The sequence below is a fragment of the Pseudomonas sp. LBUM1661 genome, assembly GCF_059695925.1.
Window position 1 is genome coordinate 2,911,075 of record NZ_CP166794.1, and the last position, 16,275, is coordinate 2,927,349.

Genomic DNA, 16,275 nt, shown 5'->3' on the forward strand with positions numbered 1-16,275 from the left:
TGCGTAATCCGTCAGTCGGCTGCGCAATCGGATAAGTCCGTGGCGGTACGGCCCGATAGCATCGAGTCTCTTACAAGAGGAGCAACTCGATGAATATTACGGTGCTGGGTGGTGGACACGGCTGTTACGCGGCGGCTGTCGAAATGGCGGAAAAGGGGCATTCGACGCGCTTGTGGCGTCGTGATTCGGCAGCGCTCAAGGAGCTGCTGGCCATCGGTAGCCTGACCATCAGGGACTACCGGGGCACTCGTCAGTTGTCCGTCGGCCGGCAGGGCGACAAGCTGTCGTTGACCGACGACCTGGCCGAAGCCCTCGGTGATGCGCAACTGGTCATCATCCCGTTGCCGTCGACGTCCCACGAAGAGTTGGCCAAGCACGTCGCGCCGCACTTGCACGACGGTCAGGTGGTGTTCCTGCCGCCGGGCACGTTCGGCAGCTACGTGTTCGCCAAGGCCATGGCCGATGCGGGCAACCAGAGCAAGGTCGCCTTTGCCGAAACCGGTACGCTGCCGTACCTGGTCCGCAAGCATGGCGCCAGTGACCTGGTGATCAGCGGCTACGCCACCCGCCTGCCGACCGGCGTGTTCCCCAGCAAACTGTCCGGGCACGCCTTTGCGGTATTGCGCGAGGCCTATCCGAGCGTCGAACCGATTGAGGACGCCCTGAGCGGTGCGTTGATGAACGCAGGTCCCATCATCCATCCGCCGTTGATCATGATGAACGCAGGTCCCCTGGAGCATTTCGAGGCCTGGGACATTCACAACGAAGGCACCCAGCCGTCGATTCGCCGTGTGACCAACCAGCTCGATGCCGAGCGTATGGCCGTGCGCGAAGCACTGACCTACGGCGCGCCGCACTTTCCCTTGGCCGATCACTACAACACCACCGCAGGCGACGAGTGGATGTACGGTCGCGGTGCCCATGGCAAGCTGACCGACAGCGGCGACTGGCGCGAGGACATCGACCTGCAGACGCATCGCTACATGCTCGAAGACACCCGTCTGGGCCTGTCCTTGCTGGTTTCCGTCGGCCGCTGGGCCGGAGTGCCAACCCCGGTGGCGCAGGGCTTGCTGAGCATTGCCTCGGTGGTGGCCGAGCGTGATCTCTACGCCGAGGGCCGCACCCTGGAAAACCTCGGGCTGGCCAAGCTGAGTCGGGCACAGATGACCGAACTGCTGACCGAGGGCTGCAACTGATGAACGCTGCGCTGCCCCATGTCAGCGTGGTCGGCGCCGGCCGGATGGGCGAGGGCATTGCCCTGGCGTTCATCCATGCGGGCCTGCCGGTCACCCTCATCGACATCAAGGATCGAGCCGAGGAGGAGCGGCACGGCTACTTCGAGCGGGTGCGCCACAACGTCCGCGTCGAGTTGCAAATGTTGGTACGCCTCGGCGTGCTCCAACCGGCGCAGGCGGACACCGCGCTTTCCCGGTTGACGTTGCAAGCCCGATCCCAGGCTGCAGAGACATTGCACCGGTGCGACCTGGTGTTCGAAGCCGTGCCGGAAGTCATCGAGGTCAAGCAGGAGACCTTCGCCTGGGTCAGCGAGCATGTCCCGGCGTCGACCATCATCGCCTCGACCACCTCGACGTTTCTGGTCACCGCGTTGAGTGAAATGGTCAGCGAGCCGCAACGCTTCGTCAACGCGCACTGGCTGAATCCGGCGTACCTGATGCCGCTGGTGGAAGTCAGTCGCAGCGACGCGACCTGCCCACACGTGGTCGAGCGGCTGCTGCAACTGCTCAAGCGCATCGGCAAAGTGCCCGTGGTGTGCAATCCGGTGGCGGGCTACATCGTGCCGCGCATCCAGGCACTGGCGATGAACGAGGCCGCGCGGATGGTGGAAGAGGGCGTGGCCAGCGCCGAAGACATCGACACCGCGGTGCGCGTCGGCTTTGGCTTGCGCTTCTCGGTGCTGGGCCTGCTTGAATTCATCGATTGGGGTGGCGGCGACATTCTCTACTACGCCTCGCGTTACCTGAGTGGCGCGCTGTCACCGCGTTTCGAGTCGCCACAGGTGATTGCCGACAACATGCAAAACGGCCGCAATGGCTTGCGAGATGGCCAGGGTTTCTACGATTACCGTGACCTGGATGTGGAAGCCTACAAGCAGGAACGGCTCGGAGCCTTTGTCCGCCAGCTGCAGTTGTCGGGATTGACGCCAGCGTTCGATGGCGCGTTGAGGCAGGGCTGAGCATCAGGGGCTGGATGCCGGGACGCTTTTCTCCCTTCTGACGGGGCGGCACAAACGAAAAGCCTGGATGCTTTCCCAGCACACTTTGCTGGGTGCATCCAGCTGTTGACGTGACGCTCAATCAGATGACGCGAGCCTCGATGACGCTGTGCGAGAACATCATGGGCGTGACAACACAGGTGTCCGTATATGGACTCCTCCTCGTTGGGAAGCTTCCTTCGCTTTGGCGCCCGTGCCGACTGCACACGTATATTCGGCCTCTGGATACAGCATCGTTTCGATGCAGGGCCATGATGGGCTATTCGCGCGCCGGCTCCCAATCGCTTCTACGTGCTTCGCGCACCTGGACACTTGAGGGGTTTGCCGACGCCGGTTCGACCGGTTTGCCATCGTTCGGGTTGCTTCGCAATCGTGGTAGGCAGTTTTTTACTCGTTGGCGTAATAGGTTCGTGGATCAGGCTGCGGCCTTGTCCGGTTGGTAATCAGTGTCGTTGCGCAGCATCGCCCAAGCCATGCGTGCAGTTTTGTTGGCCAGCGCGATAGCGGCCACATTGGGATGTGATCGCTCGGCCAAACGGACGGCCCACTGGCTGAGCCGGTCATTTTTGGATTTGGCCGTGCGTAGTGCCGATCGAGCACCATGGACCATCAACGTTCGCAAATAGGCATCTCCTCGTTTGCTGATGCCAAGTAATCGGTCCTTTCCGCCAGAACTGTGTTGTCTGGGTGTCAGCCCTAATGAGGCCGCCAATTGTCGGCCATTGGCAAACTGGCGGGCATCACCGATAGCGGCGATGAGCGCGGTAGCGATCATTGGGCCTACACCGCGTAACTGCTGCAAGCGGACGGCCGTTGGTTCACTTGCCGCGATCGCAGATATCTCGCCATCGAGTTCGCTCACGCGCTCATCAAGTGCGCGCAGATCGTCCCACAAGCCATTCAGCAGACGACGAAAGCGTACCGTCAAACCGTTATCCGCATCTTCTAGCCAGCATGGTATTGCGCGACGCAGCATCAGCAATTCCTTCGGCGCAATGAGGCCGTACTCGGCGATCAGCCCACGAATCTGATTGGCTTTGGCGGTCCGCTGTTCGATTAAGCCGGCCCGGATGCGATGCGTCGCCTGGATATCCTGTTGTTCGATGGTCTTGACGGCGACGAAGCGCATGCTGGGGCGGCTCATGGCTTCGCAGATCGCCTCGGCATCGTTGGCGTCGTTCTTGTTGCTCTTGACGTACGGTTTGACGAACTGCGGCGCGATCAGCTTCACCCGAAATCCGCGTGCTTGTAGTTGCCGCGCCCAATGGTGCGCACCACCGCAACTTTCCATGCCGATCTCACAGCCGGGTTCGATCTTTTCCAGCACCGTTTGCAGCCAGCGATCGCGCGATAAACGCTGCCGCCAGACGGGTAGCTCATGACAATCCACGCCGTGGATCTGAAACACGTTCTTGGCCAGGTCGACCCCAATTCGCATAAGCTTCATGTGTGGACTCCTTCTCACCGTTGACTGTGGTTCGCACTTTCAGTCTGGCACTCAAGATGCCGAAGTGAGGAGGAGTCCATCCCATTGCTTCTGGCCGTTTTCAGCCGGTCGCGACAGGCAGAAATCGGCCAAGAGCGGACAATAAACTTAGCAAAGCAGAACTCAGAAAAGGGGCACCCTTGCCCTGCGGGGGGCCCAAATGTAACGCGCCCTTGAGCCCCGATAAGTGAACGAGGACGCCACTGCCTGAATGTGGGCGAGATGGCTCGATTGAACGATCTAGAAACTTCTGGACGCTCACAAATGACTTTTTAAGTGGTTTGCAAGCTTCGCTTCTTCCTCTTGACAGGCACCTCAAGTTCGACGTTCGTAATTAAACGGCACCTCAGATTGTATTTTGGCAAAGCCCTACTACGCTGAACACAAACTCAAGAGGATTATGCGATTGCTTACGATCGCTTACTACGCCTGCGCCTAAAGGCCGAGTCATAATAAACAACCAACAGCACCGTTCAATGAATGTTTTTTATGAACTCTGTTTAAGCTGTTACGCCACATTTGGTGTCCGACAAATGAACGACGAGCCAACAAACCACATTCAACGCCCTCCCAGCGATGACGGCCCGCAGAAGCTATCCCCTCAAGAGGAGAAAATTGTTCTGGAAACGGAAAAATTGCGACTGGAACAACAACTTCTCCGCCATCAGCTTTCCCGCACTTGGCTAACTATGGAGTGGCTGAAATCAGCTACAGTACCCGCCGCCATACTGGGCGCTGCAATAACTCTCTATATCGGCTTCGGCCAAATCGAGCAGATGGAAAAGAATCGTAGTGCCGACCGTTTTGATGCAGCTTTATCGCGTCTATCGGACTCAAGCACCATTGAGCGACTCACAGGGGTTTCGGGATTACGATTATTTCTGGTTGATGGCGATACGCGGCTTCGCAAGAATGCGCTTCAATACCTCGTAAATGCCGTTTCAATTGAAACAAATGAAATCGTACAAACTGCAATCATCAACGTATTCCATGACTTGAAGTATTCACACCCAGACGCCGACTTACTTGACAGCACTCTGCGCGCAACCCTAGAGCAAAACCGAAATCTCACAAGCTCAATACTTGCAAGGTATAAATCGCGAGTTCATGCTCGCAATGTTGAAATAATAGCCGGCTCGATGAATAAAAAATTATCGCCGAACGAGATACCTGACCCCATCCCTAAGAGCTTCCTCGATAAGCTTTCACAAGCCGACTACTTGAAGATTAAAACTTACACTTTAGGTCGTTTTGAAGGATTGGATGCAGCCCAGGAAGTCCCATTGAAGGGGTTAGCAATGCTGGTTTCAATCCTTGTTAATCTGGGTGCTAAAAACTATGACTTTTCCGGAATTTTTTGCGAGGGCTGTGATTTTCAAAATGCCTCAGATCTCAACGATACAAATTTTGAAAAATCATTTCTGGCGAGGGCAAACTTCACACGCGTCAGCTTGAAAAAGTCATATTTTTATAACGCCGATCTCAGTAGCACAGTATTTTTTTCAGCAGATCTATCAGATGCTTTTTTGTATAACAATACAGATCTATTCAAAGATAACAATAAAGTAGGTGTTGATTTTCCTATACTAGAGTGTGCAAATCTACAAGGGGCAGATTTATCCGGCACACCGCTCTTGGTTTTTACACGCAACTATGGCACAAAAACCATATGGACTCGCGAAAAAGAATTCACAGTTGCATCTCCGCGTTTAAAGCTGGTAAAAATTGACAAAAATACAAAGCTAGATAATTTCAACATAGCGACCCATACAACTATATCGAATGAGTATGCATCCAAAAATCCAAGGGACGATATTTTATTGCCGCTGCAAAAATTCGCCATGCCATCCGCTATCGACCCATTCCTTCTAGACCAATGGGGTGCACTTCAGTATGTGAATCCACAATTTCCAAATTTCATGTATCGAGAATATGAGGTGAAACCATCATCAACAATGTATGTTCAATACACGGATATAGACTCCTTGGCTGTTGAGAATCTTCGCTCTGAAACAGCAGAGTATCTCAGAGGGTACTTGTCGCAGACTGCACTAGCCGACATCCCACTAGTAAAAGCTTTTAGTACCGCGATCGGAGACGATAAAAAGAAACAGTATCGAGAGAAAAGATTTGAAAGGTCCACTGATATTTCATGCGATGCTGAGCTGACTCCTAATACTGCGTATTTGATCGAGATAGGCTACGTCGACGTGGCGCCTCAGCGAAACTCTCAAGCTCGTTAGTTTAATGAGTGATGACTCAGCCCATTTCGTGCATCTGCTGAAAGTGAATCAGATGCGAATTTTTGCTAGCAATTGGTCATAAAGTACCCCGCCGATAACTTGCGTTCGAAAGTAGCCCGACTCGATAGGCACCCTACGGACAGAAGCGTTCTATGGGATGCACCTGGAAATCGAATTGACTCAATGGGCATCAGAAATGACTGTGTGCGTCTCGGGTTAATACACGCTCCGGCAGCTGACTGCGGTCGTGACAGGCAGATAACCGCCAAAAGTGCGTTCTTAAGGTCTGAATGACCGGATCCCTCATCACTTGGGACTGGCTAATGAAGGCCAGCCCTTCTCGTCGGGCAGCAATCGGCTGTCAATTGATCAGCACACCTCCCAGTACTAAAGGAGAGGCCAATGAACGCTAAAGGACCATTCCAGTCTGGCGTCATGGGTTTAGTCTCAATCCCATGATCAAAAGATCCCGGCTGTGATGGCCCATTCACCTCTGCGTCTTAAAGCAAGTTCGCCTGAACACTTGGTGCAGTCCCCGTCTCCCCGCTGAACCTCATCAATGATGACGATCAGACCCGCCTCACAGCCTGCAATATGAGCAGAAAACCTCACCTGATTTCCGGGTTTCCAGAATAAAAGAGGATTTATCATGAGCAGCACCTTCTTCATTCCCTCCGTGAACATGATGGGCATCGGCAGTCTCGATGAAGCGATGCTTGCCATCCGCAAATATGGTTTCCGTAAAGCCTTGATCGTCACTGACGCAGGCCTGGCCAAAGCCGGCGTGGCCGCCAAGGTGGCCAGCCTTCTGGCCCAGCAGGACATCGACTCCACCCTGTTTGATGGCGCCAAACCGAATCCGACGGTCAGCAATGTCGAAAAAGGCCTCGAACTGCTGGGTCGCAGCGACTGTGATTTCATTATTTCCCTGGGCGGCGGTTCACCCCATGACTGCGCCAAGGGCATTGCCCTGTGCGCCGCCAACGGTGGGCACATCAGTGATTACGAAGGCGTAGATCAATCCGCCAAGCCACAGATGCCACTGATCGCGATCAATACCACCGCTGGCACGGCGAGTGAAATGACCCGTTTCTGCATCATTACCGACGAAGTCCGGCACGTGAAAATGGCCATCGTCGACCGTAACGTCACGCCACTGTTGTCGGTCAACGATCCTTCGTTGATGGCTGGCATGCCCAAAGGCCTGACGGCCGCCACCGGCATGGATGCATTGACTCACGCGATCGAAGCCTACGTGTCGACGGCGGCAACGCCGATCACCGATGCCTGTGCGCTCAAGGCCGTGGAATTGATCTCGGCCAACCTGCGCACGGCCGTTGCTCAGGGTGACGACATGAGCGCCCGGGAAAACATGGCCTACGCGCAGTTTCTTGCCGGCATGGCCTTCAACAATGCTTCGCTGGGCTATGTCCACGCCATGGCACACCAACTGGGTGGGTTCTACGACCTGCCTCACGGCGTCTGTAATGCGATCCTGCTGCCGCATGTCGCCAGCTTCAATGCCAGCGTATGCCCGGCCCGGTTTAAAGACATTGCCAATGCAATGGGGGTCGACACGCAGCATCTGGATGCGCAAAAAGGCGCCGCCGCGGCGATCACGGCCATCCGCAAACTGTCTTCGGATGTCGGTATTCCGAGCGGCCTCGCCGAGCTGGGCGCCAAGGCCGACGACATCCCGATCCTGGCAACCAATGCCATGAAGGATGCCTGCGGCTTTACCAATCCGCGTCCTGCCAATCAGGACGAGATCGAACAGATTTTCCATACTGCGATGTGACGTGACACCAGCCCAATCAAAAGCCCCGCCTTCGGTTGAAGTGCGGGGCTTTTTTTGGGGGCTTCACGGGGTGCCCGTTGGTTTCTTCTGCGGAACGATAAAACTCACTGTCGTACCGGTGAGGATTTTGTGAGTCGGGTCGGCCACTTCAAGAAGAACCTTGTGAGTGCCGGGCGTCAGTCCAACCAGGATAATCGGGTCTTCACTGGTGTGCGCCCAGGTACCTTTCCAGTCGTCGACGGTCACGTGAAGGTGACTGAGACGTGGCGATACATCAGCCGCCGCTTTGCCAAATACCGGCAGGATCCTGGCGTGCTCTGTTCGATACTGGATGATGACAACGCCGCGGGCGAGCGGTTCGGCAAGCGGCGGATAGGCAATGAGTTTTGGCAGCGCTTCAGACTCCAACGGGAGTATCGCCGGTGGGGGATGGGTGTCTGCTGCCTCTTCTCCGCACGCACCCGTGCAAAAAAGGACACCCAACGTCAGGGCCAATAGATTTCTGGGGGCGAGGTACATGGTGTTTTTCTCCCGCAGGCTTTCACTCAAGGCTAGATTAAACCGGGCGGTTGTCTATTTATTCAGTCGACGCTGACAGGCCGCTTCCGGCTGATTGCGCTCTTGCAGCGGTTATCCATTTTCTTTTCTCAAGGGCAGTGCGGTTTTATAGCGGACCTGTTTCAACGACAGACTGGAGCGGATTTTTTCGACTTCCGGCATAGGCGACAGTCGCTCGATGATGAAATGCTCCAGCGCCTGCATGTCTGCCATCACGACGCGAATCAAATAGTCGGCATCACCGGTCATCAGATAGCACTCCATGACCTCGTCGCATTCGCAGATCGTGCGTTCGAAATTCTGCAACGACTCCCGGCCTTGCTGCTTGAGGCTGATGGAGATGAACACATTCAAACGCAAGCCCAGCGCCTCGGGCGCCAGTAGCGCCACGTACTCGCGAATGCAACCGGAGGCTTCCAGCGCCTTGACCCGAGCCAGGCACGGGGAGGGCGAAAGGTGAACCCGCTTGGCCAGTTCCACATTGGACAGGCTGCTGTCGTTTTGCAGCTCTCGAAGGATCTTCAGGTCAATACCGTCGAAGTTCATTGTGCTTCTACTTTTAGGATGGACAGCGTTTTATGCCGCCAATGATCGAATTGGGTCTGCATAACGATCAAAAAAGCTGCGGGCCTCGGCATAGACTATTAAAAAAGCGAGGAGGTGCCTATGAGCCGTTTCCATTCCAACCCACCCGATGCAACAGCCGCCCCCCTGACCCAGAACGATCTCGACGAGCTGCGCGAATGGCGTGAGGCCCTGGAGTCGCTGGTGGCCACTCGCGGCCCCGAGCATGCGCGGCGGTTGCTCGACCAATTGGCTGAAGCGGCACGTGATCCATCCGTTGGCTGGCAGCCGCGCCGGGGCACGTCTTACGTCAACAGCATCCCGGTGTCGCAGCAACCGCTGTTCCCGGGGGATCTCGCCACGGAAGAACGCCTTGCTTCGATCATGCGCTGGAATGCTTTGGTCATGGTGGTCCGTGCCAATCGGGCGTATGGCGAACTCGGCGGGCATATCGCCAGTTACACCAGCGCAGCGGATCTGTTCGAGGTGGGCTTCAACCATTTTTTCCGGGCGCGTAACGACGTCTTCGACGGTGACCTGGTGTTCTTCCAGCCTCATTCGGCACCGGGTATCTATGCTCGCGCTTTCCTCGAAGGGCGATTGAGCGAAACCGATCTTGAGCACTATCGCCAGGAAATCACCGCGCGAAAAACCGGTGCCCAAGGGCTGTCGAGCTATCCGCATCCCTGGTTGATGCCGGACTTCTGGCAGTTCCCCACCGGCTCGATGGGCATCGGTCCGATCAGCTCGATTTTCCAGGCGCGCTTTATGCGCTACTTGCAGCACCGTGGCCTGCAAGACACCACTGACCGGCACGTCTGGGGGGTGTTCGGCGATGGCGAGATGGACGAGCCGGAAAGCATGTCCGCGCTGACCCTGGCCGCCCGTGAAGGCCTGGATAACCTGACGTGGGTGGTCAACTGTAACTTGCAGCGCCTTGACGGTCCGGTGCGGGGCAACGGACGGATCATCGACGAATTGGAAGCGTTGTTCAGCGGTGCCGGATGGAACGTGATCAAAGTGGTCTGGGGTTCGGACTGGGACGCGTTGCTGGCCAGGGACGAGGATGGCGCGCTGGTGCGCACGCTGTCGCAGACGGTCGATGGTCAATTCCAGACGTTCGCCGCCAAGGATGGCGCCTACAACCGCGAACATTTCTTCGGCCAAAGCGCATCACTGGCGCGGCTGGCCCACGGCTTGAGCGATGAGCAGATCGACCGCCTCAAACGTGGTGGCCACGACATTATCAAGATCTACGCCGCCTACCTTGCAGCCAGCCAGAAAGAGGGCAAGCCGACGGTGATCCTTGCCCAGACCAAAAAGGGCTTCGGCATGGGCGAAGCGGGGCAGGGCAAGATGACCACGCATCAGCAGAAGAAGCTCGACCGCGAAGCGTTGATCGCTTTCCGCAACCGCTTTCAGTTGCCGCTGTCGGATGAACAGGTCGAGTCGTTGAGCTTTTGCAAACCGGCTGACGACAGCCGCGAAATGCGTTACCTGCATCAGCGGCGACAGTCTCTGGGTGGTTACATGCCGGCGCGCAACCGCACGGCCGCCGCCGTGCCGGTGCCTCCGATTGCAAGCTATGCCAGCTTCGCCACACAGGCCGAGGGCAAGGAAATGTCCACCACCATGGCCTTCGTGCGGATGCTCAGCAACCTGCTGAAGGACAAGCAACTGGGCCCGCGCATTGTGCCGATTGTCGCCGACGAAGCGCGCACCTTTGGCATGGCCAACCTGTTCAAGCAGATCGGCATCTACTCCAGCGTGGGCCAGTGTTACGAGCCCGAAGATATCGGCTCGATCCTCAGCTACCGTGAAGCCACCGACGGGCAGATTCTCGAAGAAGGCATCAGCGAAGCCAGCGCCATCAGTTCCTGGGTAGCCGCCGCCACCAGCTATTCGGCCCACGGCCTGCGGATGCTGCCGTTCTACATTTACTACTCGATGTTCGGCTTCCAGCGGGTCGGCGACCTGATATGGGCCGCAGCTGACCAACGTTCCCGTGGCTTCCTGTTGGGCGCCACGGCTGGGCGAACCACGCTCGGCGGTGAAGGCTTGCAGCATCAGGACGGCACCAGTCACCTGATCGCCGCCACGGTACCCAACTGTCGCGCCTACGATCCGGCGTTCGCCAGCGAGTTCGCGGTGATCCTCGACCATGGCATGCGCCAGATGCTCGAACAGGACGTCGACGAGTTCTATTACGTGACCCTGATGAATGAAAACTACCCGCAACCGACCTTGCCCGAGGGCATTGAGCGGTCGATTATTCGCGGCATGTATCGCTTCAATGAACAGCAGCCGGCGACTCCAAAAGGCAAGGTACGCTTGCTCGGTTCGGGCACTCTCCTGCGCGAAGCCCTGGCCGCCGCCGAGTTGCTGGCCAACGATTGGCAGATTGCGAGCGAGGTGTGGAGCGTCACCAGTTTCAGTGAACTGGCGCGTGATGCGCGGGACGTCGAGCGCTGGAACCGCTTGCATCCGCAAGCCGACGTCCGCACCAGCTACCTTGACGAATGCCTGCCCGGCGGCGCGCCGGTGGTGGCCGTGTCTGACTACGTGCGCGCGTTGCCGCAACTGATCGGCTCGTACCTGCAATCACGCTATACGGTACTCGGCACCGATGGGTTTGGGCGAAGCGATACCCGCGCGGCCTTGCGCGACTTTTTCGAAGTCGATCGCCATCACATCGTATTGGCCGCCCTCGCTACCCTTGCCGATGAAGGCACGGTTGATCGACAACTCTGCGCCGAGGCGATCAAGCGCTATGGACTGGACAGTGAGAGCCAGGCTTCGTGGACCTGCTGACACGCCGGATTCACTCCAGCCGCCGGCTTGAGCGTGAGGCCGAGCGCAACGTCGAGTTGATGTGGCTCACGGGGCGTTTGGCTCCGGACTTCAATGACCTACCTGAATATTCAGTAATCGAGGGTCTTATGCGTGTCTTCATAGAGAACGCCTAAGGGTCAGCTGAAGCCAGCAGCTTGGGTCAAAACCACATCAGCACCAACAGCCGGCTGCGATAGTGGCGGTTTTTTTCTTCAGTCATCCGCTTCTCCCTTGATGGCCAAAACGCTGCAAGGCACCTGATACAGAACATGCTCCGTGGTACTGCCAACCAGCTTGTCCACCCCTTTGTGATGGGTATTTCCCATTACGAAGACATCCGCTCGAGTATGAGTGGCAAAGTCGGCCATTGCTTTGGTTGGGGGGCCTGCAATGAAGTGTTGTCGCTCAGGTGGCACGCCGTGGCGTCCAGCCAAGGCAATGAAGCACTTTTCGAGTGACCGGCGCACGTCGTTGCTGAAGCCTGGCATCGTCACGGCGCCAGCACCAGCATCAGAGAAATGTGTGTGTGTCAGTTCATAGGCATACAGCATGTGCAATTCAGCATCACATTGCGTCGCCAATTCGTTCGCCGCCTGAATGACGCTGTCGTTGATTCCGCTGATCTGACCCTGTGGATGCGATGGGTCAACCGCTGCCACAATCACCCGAGGAAGCGGACACCTGACTTCGCTGACCAGATGTACGGGGGTCGGACATTCCCGCAACAACTGCCAATCCAAAGGCGTGACGAATACGCGTTTGAGCGCTGATTCATGATGTACGTCCTTGATAACCAGGTCCGGCTGCATTTCAGCCACATGCCCAAGGATTGCTTGCAGCGGGTCACGAGTCAATGCAACTTCGGTGGTCACATTGATGCCCTTCCTGCGCATGAGTTCGGCCTCATCCGTCAACCACTGCAGGTTCTCCTGCCGGCAACTCTCACGAAGTTGTTCGCTGTTGCTCATTAACCGCATAAGGTCGAAGTCTTCGATGAACACTGCGATATGCAGCGCTGCGCCTGTAGCGTCGGCCAGTGCGATTGCCCGCTCCATCGCCGGCGAGTGACGCATGGTCGGACCTGCGATCAGAAAGAGTCGTTGATACTGCCTCATGTGACACCTCCAAACGTTCTGGGTTATTCGCTAGCGCCCCCAGCACTTTCGCGTGTCCCACCATTGGCGATCTTTTATCGCCTCAACTACCTGGATCGACACTATCAATATACGCCTGCATCACCGGCTTACCAGTTGCCAAGCCTGTCGAAGGATGTAGCAGACCTTTTCATCACGATCGAGCAGGAGACGGGGCTGCTGGAACCGCGCGCCAGCCACCTGCCTTGACCACGGAGCAGAACCAATGCGATTGCCGGTAGTTGAGCACCTGAATTAACACTTCGTAAAAAACGAACTATTCGCAACGAATAAACGATTTTTTTTGATGTGATAGGCTCGTTAGCATGACTCCTCCAGCCTATTGCTGCTTCATGCGGAGGACAGTAAATGACCGCCATCAGCGTCGGCCAATCCTGGATGTGGGCCGCCTTCATCGTGTTCGTCCTTGCCATGCTGGCGCTTGATCTGTTCGTCTTCGGCGGACGCAAGGCGCATCGTGTTTCAGTGCGCGAAGCGCTGGCCTGGGTCATCGCCTGGGCCAGTTTGGCGTTGGTCTTCGCCGTCCTGCTCTGGTGGTATTTGCGCAGCATGTTCGGCGCCGAAGTGGCCCAGCGTACAACGCTCGAATTCCTGACGGGCTACCTGATCGAGCAGTCGCTGTCGATCGACAACATGTTCGTTTTCGTGATGATCTTCGGCTACTTCGCCGTGCCGCCAGAGTTGCAGCGCCGCGTCCTGCTCTATGGCGTGCTCGGCGCCATCATCATGCGCGCCGGTATGATTCTCGCCGGTGCGTGGCTGGTGCAGGAGTTTGCCTGGCTACTCTATGTCTTTGGTGCTTTCCTCGTCATCACCGGCATCAAGATGCTGATCTTCGCCAACCAGCAGCCAGACCTCGAAAAGAACCCTTTGCTGCGCTGGCTGCGTAGCCATCTTCGCATCACCGATGGCTTTCATGGCGAGCGCTTCTTCGTGCGCCAGAACGGCCTGCGCTGGGCGACGCCGATGTTCCTGGTGCTGGTACTGATCGAGGCCAGCGACCTGGTCTTCGCGATTGATAGCATCCCGGCTATCTTCGCCGTCACCACCGACCCCTTCATCGTGTTCACCTCCAATATCTTCGCCATCATGGGCCTGCGCGCACTGTATTTTCTGCTTGCCGACATGGCGGACCGCTTCCACTTGCTCAAATATGGCCTGGCCATCGTCCTGGTGTTCATCGGCGGCAAGATGCTGGTAGCGCCGTGGTGGCACATGCCGATCCAATGGTCGCTGACCACAGTCGGCGGCATCATATTGATTTCGGTCCTGTTGAGCCTGACTTTGACGAAGAGCAAAACACGGGTTACGGGAGAGCAGTGATGAATCAGAGATGTAGGCGCTGATGCCAGAGATCGATCAATGCTTTGTTCGATCTGTTGCATGCGTGCCTTCACTTTGCCCAGGGTGAAGTTACGGTCCCGGTTGTTGACTGCTTTGAATTTGCTGCCGTCGATGGCGATGATCGATTGGGAGAAGAGGTCAAGGTTGCGGCAAAGAACTACAAATTGCCGTCAGACACTGCGAATGGCTTTGCCGTTGTTCTTACGGGGCCACCCCGTGAAAGGCTTCGATGGAAGCCTTTTTTGATAGCGCAGAAGGGCGCACGTGCCAGTAAGACGCGTGCGCGGGCTTTCCCTTGTGGTTCTAACAGGACGTCCGGACGACCAGCGCCAAACTCGTCGAAGATCAGCGCCTTGGGCCGGCATTGCCCAGGGCAGGATGCCGTCCTGGAACTCACAAGTCCGGTATGTGCTGCGGGCAAGATGAGGACTTAGTTAACCATCACCTCGTCCAGTGCCTGCTCGAGGGTGCTGACCGTGCGCTCGATATTCTGCAGCTTTTCGAGCCCGAACAGACCGATGCGGAAGGTCTGGAAGTCGGCCGGCTCGTCGCATTGCAACGGCACTCCGGCGGCGATCTGCAGGCCGTGGTTGGCAAATTTCTTGCCGCTCTTGATGTCGGGATCATCGGTGTAGCTCACCACGACGCCAGGGGCCTGAAAGCCGGCTGCGGCCACGCTTTTGATGCCTTTGCCGGTCAACATTGTGCGAACCCGATCGCCCAGAGCCTGTTGTTCGTCGCGGACCTTGTCGAAACCGTAGGCTTGCGTCTCTTTCATCACTTCGTTGAATCGTGCGAGGGAATCGCTGGGCATGGTCGCATGGTAGGCATGTCCGCCCTGTTCGTAGGCCTGCATGATCTGAAGCCACTTTTTCAGGTCGCAGGCGAAGCTGCTGCTTTGCGTCTGTTCGATGCGTTCGAGGGCCAAAGAACTGAGCATCACCAGGGCGCAGCAAGGGGAGGCGCTCCAGCCTTTCTGCGGTGCGCTGATCAGCAGGTCAACTGCGCATTTGTGCATATCAACCCACAGCGTGCCTGAGGCGATGCAGTCCAGCACGAACAGGCCACCCACCGCATGCACGGCGTCGCCGATGGCCCGCAGGTACTCGTCGGGCAGGATAATCCCTGATGAGGTTTCAACATGGGGGGCGAAGACAATCTGCGGTTTCTGCGCCTGAATGGCTGCCAGCACTTCGTCCAGAGGCGGTGGGGCGTAGGCCGCCTGGCGACCTGTGTCGACCGGCCGGGCTTTCAGCACCGTGGTGGCCGCCGGGATGTTGCCCATCTCAAGGATCTGGCTCCAGCGATAACTGAACCAGCCGTTGCGTATCACCAGGCATTGCTGGCCGGTGGCAAACTGTCGCGCCACCGCTTCCATGCCGAATGTGCCGCTGCCCGGGACTACCGCAACGGCCTGGGCGTTGTAGACCTGTTTCAGGGTCCGGGAAATGTTCTTCATCACGGCTTGAAATGACTGCGACATGTGGTTGAGCGAGCGGTCGGTGTAGACCACTGAGTACTCGACCAGCCCCTCAGGATCGATACTGGGATAGAGCTTTGACATGGGGTGACTCCTTTGGCAGAGATGTCCGTGGTATCGACCCTGCCCTAAGCCTTGGCAAATGACAAGATTGCTTGGGATTGAATGGCGACTTCTGTCGAGCGGCGGGCATCACCTGTGGGCGGCAACGGGTTCTAACTGCGCAGGTTCAGCCAGTCGCCAAGAGCAGCGCTCGACCCAACGAAGACGTTTAAACCGTCGTCGCGCTGCACCGCTTCGGGCTCGACAGATTTGATCCGGCCGCTCGCTTCGTAAAATCGACAGGGTGAAGGCGCCAGTCCGCCGATTTTCGCCAGTTGGCCTATTCTCATACTCCACCCCTGAAAACCACTGACCTTAACGTTGATTCGCGTGATCTGGCGGCCAAGCAGCGCACAGGTAATGCGTTGCTCAAGCGCCATGGAGTTCAGGGGTAGGCGCAACCAGTCCCTCTGAACCACCTATCGGATGGGCTGCACTTTGTTCAATACGGGGCACGATCAGCACACGACGCTGATCATGA

Annotated in this window: 11 protein-coding genes and 3 pseudogenes; 7 read left to right on the forward strand and 7 right to left on the reverse strand. The window is 57.1% G+C overall.

Annotated elements, in window-relative coordinates; all coding sequences use genetic code 11:
- Window positions 1-89 precede the first annotated feature (89 nt).
- Together ACA057_RS13315 and ACA057_RS13320 are read left to right on the forward strand one after the other, a co-directional pair.
- A complete protein-coding gene (locus tag ACA057_RS13315) occupies window positions 90-1,196 on the forward strand; it encodes an NAD/NADP octopine/nopaline dehydrogenase family protein (RefSeq protein ID WP_497349012.1) in 1,107 nt (368 codons plus the stop codon).
- Window positions 1,196-2,194: a 3-hydroxybutyryl-CoA dehydrogenase gene (locus ACA057_RS13320; protein WP_497349014.1), complete on the forward strand. Its 999-nt coding sequence runs from the start codon at window positions 1,196-1,198 to the stop codon at window positions 2,192-2,194. Before ACA057_RS13315 ends, ACA057_RS13320 begins: the two co-directional genes overlap by 1 nt.
- Window positions 2,195-2,648: 454 nt before the next feature.
- Here ACA057_RS13320 and ACA057_RS13325 read toward each other — a convergent pair whose 3' ends face one another.
- Window positions 2,649-3,680: an IS110 family RNA-guided transposase gene (locus ACA057_RS13325; RefSeq protein WP_497349016.1), complete on the reverse strand. Its 1,032-nt coding sequence runs from the start codon at window positions 3,678-3,680 to the stop codon at window positions 2,649-2,651.
- Window positions 3,681-4,252: 572 nt separating this feature from the next.
- Here ACA057_RS13325 and ACA057_RS13330 point away from each other — a divergent pair.
- Together ACA057_RS13330 and yiaY are read left to right on the forward strand one after the other, a co-directional pair.
- Window positions 4,253-5,962: a pentapeptide repeat-containing protein gene (locus tag ACA057_RS13330; RefSeq protein ID WP_497349018.1), complete on the forward strand. Its 1,710-nt coding sequence runs from the start codon at window positions 4,253-4,255 to the stop codon at window positions 5,960-5,962.
- Between the two features lie 649 nt (window positions 5,963-6,611).
- Entirely contained in the window at window positions 6,612-7,760 is a 1,149-nt protein-coding gene (gene yiaY, locus ACA057_RS13335; RefSeq protein WP_497349020.1) for an L-threonine dehydrogenase, read from the forward strand.
- Between the two features lie 63 nt (window positions 7,761-7,823).
- Here yiaY and ACA057_RS13340 read toward each other — a convergent pair whose 3' ends face one another.
- Together ACA057_RS13340 and ACA057_RS13345 are read right to left on the reverse strand one after the other, a co-directional pair.
- On the reverse strand, window positions 7,824-8,279 hold the full coding sequence (locus ACA057_RS13340) for a DUF6130 family protein (RefSeq protein WP_497349022.1): 456 nt from the start codon (window positions 8,277-8,279) through the stop codon (window positions 7,824-7,826).
- Window positions 8,280-8,390: 111 nt separating this feature from the next.
- Window positions 8,391-8,864, reverse strand: a complete 474-nt coding sequence (locus tag ACA057_RS13345; protein ID WP_059405656.1) for an Lrp/AsnC family transcriptional regulator — start codon at window positions 8,862-8,864, stop codon at window positions 8,391-8,393.
- A 120-nt stretch (window positions 8,865-8,984) separates the two neighbouring features.
- Here ACA057_RS13345 and mdeB point away from each other — a divergent pair, with 120 nt between their 5' ends.
- Window positions 8,985-11,693, forward strand: a complete 2,709-nt coding sequence (mdeB, locus tag ACA057_RS13350; protein WP_497349024.1) for an alpha-ketoglutarate dehydrogenase — start codon at window positions 8,985-8,987, stop codon at window positions 11,691-11,693.
- A gap of 5 nt (window positions 11,694-11,698) precedes the next feature.
- Window positions 11,699-11,803, forward strand: a pseudogene (locus ACA057_RS13355) (hypothetical protein); the annotation flags it as partial.
- A 123-nt stretch (window positions 11,804-11,926) separates the two neighbouring features.
- On the opposite strand, the gene ACA057_RS13360 reads toward ACA057_RS13355, so the two are convergent.
- On the reverse strand, window positions 11,927-12,829 hold the full coding sequence (locus tag ACA057_RS13360) for a universal stress protein (protein WP_497349026.1): 903 nt from the start codon (window positions 12,827-12,829) through the stop codon (window positions 11,927-11,929).
- 387 nt (window positions 12,830-13,216) lie between these two features.
- Here ACA057_RS13360 and ACA057_RS13365 point away from each other — a divergent pair, with 387 nt between their 5' ends.
- Window positions 13,217-14,191: a TerC family protein gene (locus ACA057_RS13365; protein ID WP_497349028.1), complete on the forward strand. Its 975-nt coding sequence runs from the start codon at window positions 13,217-13,219 to the stop codon at window positions 14,189-14,191.
- 20 nt (window positions 14,192-14,211) lie between these two features.
- On the opposite strand, the pseudogene ACA057_RS13370 reads toward ACA057_RS13365, so the two are convergent.
- The 3 genes and pseudogenes from ACA057_RS13370 to ACA057_RS13380 form a co-directional block, all read right to left on the reverse strand.
- Window positions 14,212-14,418 (reverse strand): annotated as a pseudogene (locus ACA057_RS13370) (IS5/IS1182 family transposase); the annotation flags it as partial.
- A 224-nt stretch (window positions 14,419-14,642) separates the two neighbouring features.
- Window positions 14,643-15,776, reverse strand: coding sequence for an aminotransferase class V-fold PLP-dependent enzyme (locus ACA057_RS13375; RefSeq protein ID WP_497349030.1), 1,134 nt, complete (start codon window positions 15,774-15,776; stop codon window positions 14,643-14,645).
- Between the two features lie 209 nt (window positions 15,777-15,985).
- Window positions 15,986-16,084 (reverse strand): annotated as a pseudogene (locus ACA057_RS13380) (MerR family transcriptional regulator); the annotation flags it as partial.
- Window positions 16,085-16,275: the final 191 nt, after the last annotated feature.

Excerpts from the sequence above, each read along its gene's own strand:
- ACA057_RS13340 (WP_497349022.1), bottom strand. The coding sequence starts at position 8,279 with ATGTACCTCGCCCCCAGAAATCTATTGGCCCTGACGTTGGGTGTCCTT.
- ACA057_RS13345 (WP_059405656.1), bottom strand. The coding sequence starts at position 8,864 with ATGAACTTCGACGGTATTGACCTGAAGATCCTTCGAGAGCTGCAAAAC.
- ACA057_RS13320 (WP_497349014.1), top strand. The coding sequence starts at position 1,196 with ATGAACGCTGCGCTGCCCCATGTCAGCGTGGTCGGCGCCGGCCGGATG.
- ACA057_RS13315 (WP_497349012.1), top strand. The coding sequence starts at position 90 with ATGAATATTACGGTGCTGGGTGGTGGACACGGCTGTTACGCGGCGGCT.
- ACA057_RS13375 (WP_497349030.1), bottom strand. The coding sequence starts at position 15,776 with ATGTCAAAGCTCTATCCCAGTATCGATCCTGAGGGGCTGGTCGAGTAC.
- yiaY (WP_497349020.1), top strand. The coding sequence starts at position 6,612 with ATGAGCAGCACCTTCTTCATTCCCTCCGTGAACATGATGGGCATCGGC.
- ACA057_RS13330 (WP_497349018.1), top strand. The coding sequence starts at position 4,253 with ATGAACGACGAGCCAACAAACCACATTCAACGCCCTCCCAGCGATGAC.
- ACA057_RS13325 (WP_497349016.1), bottom strand. The coding sequence starts at position 3,680 with ATGAAGCTTATGCGAATTGGGGTCGACCTGGCCAAGAACGTGTTTCAG.
- mdeB (WP_497349024.1), top strand. The coding sequence starts at position 8,985 with ATGAGCCGTTTCCATTCCAACCCACCCGATGCAACAGCCGCCCCCCTG.
- ACA057_RS13360 (WP_497349026.1), bottom strand. The coding sequence starts at position 12,829 with ATGAGGCAGTATCAACGACTCTTTCTGATCGCAGGTCCGACCATGCGT.
- ACA057_RS13365 (WP_497349028.1), top strand. The coding sequence starts at position 13,217 with ATGACCGCCATCAGCGTCGGCCAATCCTGGATGTGGGCCGCCTTCATC.